At 72.4% G+C, this 6,755-nt stretch carries 3 protein-coding genes and 1 pseudogene; all 4 read left to right on the top strand.

From position 1 onward, the window contains the following. Positions 1 to 2: 2 nt before the first annotated feature. Positions 3 to 2,972, top strand: a pseudogene (locus Pma05_RS01855) (non-ribosomal peptide synthetase); the annotation flags it as partial. Positions 2,973 to 3,191: 219 nt separating this feature from the next. Then, the gene (locus Pma05_RS43715) at positions 3,192 to 4,139 is read left to right on the top strand and encodes an ornithine carbamoyltransferase (RefSeq protein WP_307836832.1); all 948 of its coding nucleotides are present in this window, start codon (positions 3,192 to 3,194) and stop codon (positions 4,137 to 4,139) included. Positions 4,140 to 4,279: 140 nt separating this feature from the next. Next, on the top strand, positions 4,280 to 5,683 hold the full coding sequence (locus tag Pma05_RS01850) for an MFS transporter (RefSeq protein ID WP_203855454.1): 1,404 nt from the start codon (positions 4,280 to 4,282) through the stop codon (positions 5,681 to 5,683). Between the two features lie 137 nt (positions 5,684 to 5,820). After that, positions 5,821 to 6,735 (top strand): TauD/TfdA family dioxygenase, encoded by a 915-nt coding sequence (locus Pma05_RS01845; protein WP_239311510.1) that lies wholly within the window; start codon positions 5,821 to 5,823, stop codon positions 6,733 to 6,735. The last annotated feature ends 20 nt before the right edge of the window (positions 6,736 to 6,755 follow it).

Genomic DNA, 6,755 nt, shown 5'->3' with positions numbered 1-6,755 from the left:
GCATGAGTCGATCAGTGCACCACGTTGTCGAGGCACAGGCCGCGGCCACCCCGAAGGCGGTGGCGGTGGTCCAGGGCGGCGAGCGGGTCCGGTACGCCGAACTCGACGCGCTGGCGAACCGATACGCCCAGCACCTGCGGGCGGTCGGGGTCGGACCGGAGACGGTGGTCGGGGTGCTGCTGGGGCGGGAACCGTCCCTGGTGGCCTGGCTGCTGGCGGTCTGGAAGGCCGGCGCGGCCTACGTACCGCTGGATCCGGACCTGCCGCCGGAACGGCTTGGCTACATGCTGGAGACCGCCGGGGCGGAACTGGTGGTCAGCGAGTCGAACGTGATCGGCCGGCTGGAGGGCGTCTACTCCGGCCGGCACGTCCTCGCCGACCGGGACGAGAAGGTCATCGAGTCCCGGCCGGCGGAGCCGGTGCCCGGCCGCGACGACCAGCACCAGCTCGCGTACATCATCTTCACCTCCGGCTCGACCGGCCGGCCGAAGGGCGTGCAGATCTCGCACCGGGCGCTGCTGAACCTGCTCTTCTCGATGCGCCGGCTGCTGGACGCCGGCACCGAGGACGTCTGGCTCGCCGCGACCTCGCTCTCCTTCGACATCTCCGGCCTGGAGCTGTATCTCCCGCTGGTCACCGGCGGCCGGCTGGTGCTGGCCGACGACGACGAGGTGGGGGACAGCCCGGAACTGCTCAGCCTGCTCGACCGCTTTCCGGTGACGCACGTCCAGGCGACCCCGTCGGGCTGGAAGCTGCTGCTGGACGCGGGTTTCGGCGAGCGGCCGGTGGTCGCGCTGGTCGGCGGCGAGGCGCTGCCCCCGGCGTTGGCGGGTGACCTGAGCGGCCGGGTGAAGCGACTGGTCAACGTGTACGGCCCGACCGAGACCGCCATCTGGTCCACCAGTTGGGACGTGCCCGGCGACGTCGAGGTGGTGCCGATCGGCCGACCGATCGCGAACACCCGGACCTACGTGCTGGACCGGGACTTCCAGCCGGTCGCGGTCGGCGTGGTCGGCGAGCTCTACATCGCCGGTGACGGCGTCGCCCGCGGGTACGTCAACCGTCCCGAGCTGACCGCCGAGAAGTTCCTGCCGGAGCCGTTCGGCAAGGCCGCCGGGACCAGGATGTACCGCACCGGTGACCTGGTCCGGTACCTGCCGGACGGCAACCTGGAGTTCCTGGGTCGGGCGGACCACCAGGTGAAGATCCGGGGGCACCGGATCGAGCTGCCGGAGATCGAGGAGCGGCTGCTCGCCCATCCGCAGGTCCGCAACGGTGTGGTGGTGGCCCGGGAGGACGTGGGCGGCGAGAAGTGGCTCGCCGGCTACGTCGTACCGGTGGACGGTCGGCCGGTCGAGCCGGCCGAGCTGCGGGACTTCCTGGCCGCGGCGCTGCCCGGCTACATGGTGCCGGCCGCGTTCGTCACCCTGGACGCGCTGCCGCTGAACTCGGCCGGCAAGGTGGACCGGCGGGCGCTGCCGGCGCCGGAGCGGACCTCGTTCGGCGGTGAGCGCGACTTCGTGGCGCCGCGCAACGAGACCGAGCGGCGGATCGCCAAGATCTGCGTGGAGGTGCTCGGCATCGACCGGGTGGGTGTGCACGACAAGTTCTTCGACCTGGGCGCCGACTCGATGCGGATCGTGCAGCTCGTCACCGCCGCCCGCAAGGCCGGGCTGGAGGTGTCGCTGCGGATGCTCTACCAGCACGGCACCGTCGCCGAACTGGCCATCGCGCTCGGCGCGCCGCCCCCGGCCAGTGTCCTCGTCGAACCGACCCAGCTCCTCCCGGTCATCCGGCCGGCCAAGGCCGGCGCCGTGGCTCCGGAACCTGCCGCCGCCGCAGTCGTCGTCGCGGAACCGGAGCCTGCCATCGCCGTCCCCGCCGTCGTCGTCGCGGAACCGGGGCCCGTCGCCGTCGCCGGGTCGGGCGCGCCAGCCCCGGTCGCCGTCGTCGCGGCCGAGCCGGTGACGGTCGCCGGTACCCCGGTCCCGGTCAGCCGGGTCGAGGCGGGTCCGGCCGGTCGGCTCGCCGCCGGGCCGTCGCCGCTGCCCACCATGGCCGAACACCGCGTGCCCGGGGCGAGCGTCGCGCTGGTCCGGGCCGGCCAGGTCGTCGCGGTACGCGGCTACGGCGTACTGGTCGCCGGCGGAGCCGAGCCGGTCACCCCGGAGACCCCGTTCCAGGTCGCCTCGATCAGCAAGCACGTCACCGCGCTCGGGGTACTCCGGCTGGTCCGGCAGGGGCGGCTGGAGCTGGACGCCGACGTGAACCGGTACCTGACCTCGTGGCGGCTGCCGGACGGCCCGGCCCCGGTCACCGTACGACACCTGCTGGCCAACCTCTCCGGCCTCTCCACCAGCCCGAACACCGGGTACGCCCCGACCGAGCCGGCCCCGTCCCTACTCGACGTGCTGTACGGCCGCCCGCCCGCGAGCTCCGCGCCGGTCCGGCCCGAGCTGGTGCCGGGGGAGTCGTTCCGGAAGACCAACAGCCACTACGCGGTACTGCAACAGGTGCTGGTCGACCTGACCGGGGAAGCGTTCCCGGAGCTGATCCGCCGGCTCGTCTTCGTACCGCTGGGCATGACCGGCAGCAGCTTCGACCCGGCGTTCCCGGCCGACCCGGCCCGCCCGGTCGCGCTCGGCCACGACGAGCACGGGGTACCCGTACCCGGTGGCTGGCGAAACCGGCCGGCGCTGGCGGCCGGGGGTCTCTGGACGACCGCCGCGGACCTGGCCCGGGTGCTGGCAGAGATCCACCGCGCGCACCTGGGCGGCGGCGAACTGCTCACCCCGGAACTCGCCGCCGAACTGGTGGCGGTCGCCTCGCCGGGCAGCTTCTACGGTCTCGGCACGGTCGTCGACGACACCGCGCCGGATCTGGAGTTCGGGCATCCGGGCGAGACGACCGGCTACCGCGCGATGACCCTGGGCCGGCTCCGGTCCGGTGACGGCTTCGTGGTGCTGACCAACTCGGAGTCCGGCAAGGCGGTGCAGGCGTTCGTCGCCACCGAGCTGGCCGGCTGGGCCGAGCGGTCCGGCGGCGGGGCGGAGCCGGCGGGGTACGCCACCGCCGACGACGGCGAGACCATCCGGCTCGGGGAGCCGGCCGGCCGCGCCGGATTCGCGGCCGACTGGGCCCGGGACGCGCCGCCGGTCGGTGGCACGGCGAAGGAGGAGGAGACGCGGGCGGTGCGGCATCTGATCTCGATCAACGACCTGACCGACGAGGACCTGCGGTCCATCGTCGCCCGGGCGGTACGGTTCCGGTCCGGGCAGCTCCGGCGGGAACGGCCGCTCGACGGCGAGGTGGTCGGCGTCTACTTCAAGAAGACCTCGACCCGGACCCGGACCGCGTTCTCCAGCGGTGCGCTGCGGCTGGGCGCGCAGATCGTCGCGTACGGGCCGGACGACCTCCAGCTCAACACCGGCGAGACGCACGCCGACACCGGCAGGGTGATGTCCCGGATGCTCGACGTGCTGGTTGCCCGGACCTCGGGTGATCCGGCGGAGCTGCGCCAGATGGCGGACCAGGACCGGATGTCGGTGGTCAACGCGATGACCGCCGACGAGCACCCGACACAGGCGCTGACCGACCTGACCACCCTGCTCGACCACTTCGGCCGGATCGACGGGCTGCGGGTGCTCTACGTCGGCGAGGGCAACAACAGCGCCGCCGCGCTCGCCCTGGCCCTGACCCGCTACGCCGGTACCCACCTGGAGCTGCGTACGCCACCCGGCTACGGGCTGACCGAGGAGATCACCGCGACCGCCGCCGCGCAGGCGGCCCGGGGTACGGCGACGATCTGCGAACGGCACGACATGTCCGAGCTGCCCGGCGGCTTCGACGTCATCTACACCACCCGGTGGCAGACGACCGGCACCAGCAAGCCGGACGCGAACTGGCGGGAGATCTTCGCACCGTTCCAGGTCAACAGTGCACTGTGGACCGGCAGCCCGGACGCGGTCTTCATGCACGACCTGCCGGCGCACCGGGGCGAGGAGGTCACCGCCGAGGTGCTGGACGGCCCGGCGAGCATCGCCTTCGAGCAGGCGGAGAACAAGCTGCACAGCGCGATGGCGGTACTGGAGTGGTGCCGTCGCGGTCCGGTCGCCGGGCCGCCGGGGACCGCATCGTGAGCATCGTGGAGGAGCCCGCCCCGCCGTCATCCGGCGGGGCGGCGCCGCGCGGTGGGTCGTCGACATCGCCCGGTCCGTCGACATCGCCAGGGCCGTCGTCGACACCGCCTGGTCCGTCGTCGACACCGTCCGGTGCGGCGGTGCCGTCCGACCCGGGCGGTCCGCCCGCGCCGACCACCCCACTGCACCGAAACCGGGACTTCCTGCTGCTCTGGGTCGGAGCGGCCGGCACCCTGATCGGGGCTCGGATCACCTCGATCGCGTACCCGATGCTGGTGCTCTGGTACACCGGGTCGGCCGGCAACGCGGGCCTGGTCGGCGCTGCCGCGCTGCTGCCGCACCTGCTGGTGCAGTTGCCGGCGGGCGCGTTCGTCGACCGCTGGGACCGGCGCCGGATGATGATCATCTGCGACGTGGGCTGCCTCGTCGCCACCGGCAGTGTGGCGGTGGCGGTGCTGCTCGGCCATGTCTGGGTACCCCAGCTCATGGTCGTGGCGTTCGTGCAGACCAGCCTGAGCGTCTTCTACCAACTCGGCGAGCGGGCCGCCGTCCGGCACCTGGTCCCGGCCGAACAGTTGCCGGCGGCGCTGACCCAGAACGAGACCCGTGGCCGGGCCGCGGTGCTGATCGGCCAGCCGCTGGGCGGCGTCATGTTCACCGTGGCCCGGTGGGCGCCGTTCCTGTTCACCACCGTCGCCCACCTCGGCTCGCTGCTCGCGTTGCTGTTCATCCGCAAGCCCTTCCAGCAGCCCCGGGCGGCCAAGCCGAGTACGCTGCGCGCCGACATCGCCGAGGGCGTGGCCTGGCTGTGGCAGCAGCGGTTCCTGCGTACCGTGCTGGGTTACGTCGCGATCAGCAACGCGGTCTTCCAGGCGCTGACCCTGGCCCTGATGGTCACCATCCGCAACGGCGGCGGTTCGGCCGCGGTGGTCGGCGCGGTGATCGGGGCCAGCGGGGTGGGCGGGATGCTCGGCGCGCTGAGCGGCATGTGGTGGATGCGCCGGGCCACGCTGCGGGCCCTGGTGGTGGGCGGGCTCGCCGCCTGGGCGCTGACGGTGCCGCTGATGGCGTTCACCACCGATCCGGTCAGCCTGGCGGTGATCTTCGCCGCCAACAGCTACGTCGGCGGACTGTTCAACGTGGTCGGCGGGGTCTACATGGTACGGATCACTCCGGACCCGATGATGGGCCGGATCGGCGCCGTCGCCACGCTGCTCGCCTCGGGATCGAACTTCCTCGGCGCGCTGGCCGGCGGGGTGCTGCTGGGCGGTGCCGGAGTCCGGGCGACCGTGCTGCTGCTCAGCGCGGTGATGGCCTCGCTGGTGCTGCTCGCCCTGCTCAGCCCGTCGGTGCGGAGCATCGCCAGGAGTCCGGACAACGCCCGGCTCGTCCGCCGGCTGGGCCGGCACGCCGCTCCTGGCCGAAACGACATCACCCGGATGGCCGGTGGCCGGGCCGCGAACGGCGGCGCCGCTGGCGGTGCTGGCGGCGGTGCCGGGACGGGTGCCGAGCGGCCTGATGGCCGCAGTATCGAGAAAGTATAGATCTTGCCGGCATCCTTGGACTGGATGACGGCTGTGTCACCGACGTATTACCTTCCGATTCCCGCTACCGGTCTCCACCTTCGCGGGAGTCCCCTCGAAGGGAGAGTCCGATGGAAGGTCACCAGACCTGGAGACCGATGGAAATCGACCCGGCGGGCGCCGGAGTCGAGGGGAGCCCGCAGGGGCTGGTCGACTACCTCTCGACGACGCCGGACCTGGAGAAGCTGCTGACCGCGGAGAAGGCGCTGGTCTTCCGGGGCTTCCAGGTGACCGAGGAGACGCTCGACCCGGTCATGGACCGGCTGCTGCCGAACCGGCTGGCGTACGTGCACGGCAACTCGCCGCGTACCAAGGTGGGGAAGAACGTCTACACCTCCACCGAGTACCCGCCCGAGTTCACCATCTCGATGCACAACGAGCTGTCGTACGCCCACCAGTGGCCGTCCCGGCTGATGTTCTTCTGCCACACGGCGGCGGAGACCGGTGGCGCCACTCCGGTGGTCGACGCCGTCCGGTGGCTGGAGTCGCTGGACCCGGAGGTGCGCGCCGCGTACGCCGGCGGGGTCCGCTACACCCAGAACCTGCACGACGGCTTCGGCCTCGGCAAGAGCTGGCAGGACACGTTCGAGACCGCCGACCGGGACGAGGTCGAGGCGTTCCTGAGCAGCACCGAGGCGAGCTGGGAGTGGAAGTCCGACGGTGGGCTGCGGGTCACCCAGGACCGCCCCTCCACCACCCGGCACCCGGTCACCGGGGTCGAGGTGTGGTTCAACCAGTCGGACCAGTGGCACCCGGCGGCGCTGGGTGACGACACCGCGAAGTCGCTGGCCGAGGTGCTGCCGCCGGACGAGCTGCCGCAGTTGGTCACCTTCGCCGACGGCACCCCGATCCCGGACGAGTACGTCATCCAGGTGCGCGACCGTGGTCTGGAGAACGCCGTCGACGTCGACTGGCGGCAGGGCGACGTGCTGCTGATCGACAACGTACTGGTCGGCCACGGCCGGCGTCCGTTCACCGGACGGCGTCGGGTCCTGGTGGCCATGTCCGACTGAACCCTTTCCGCCCCACACCG

Origin of the sequence: Plantactinospora mayteni (assembly GCF_016862935.1) — a bacterium.
GTDB classification, from domain to species: Bacteria; Actinomycetota; Actinomycetes; order Mycobacteriales; family Micromonosporaceae; genus Plantactinospora; species Plantactinospora mayteni.
Note: the sequence above shows the minus strand (reverse complement) of the source record. Positions and strands in the feature narration are given on the sequence as shown.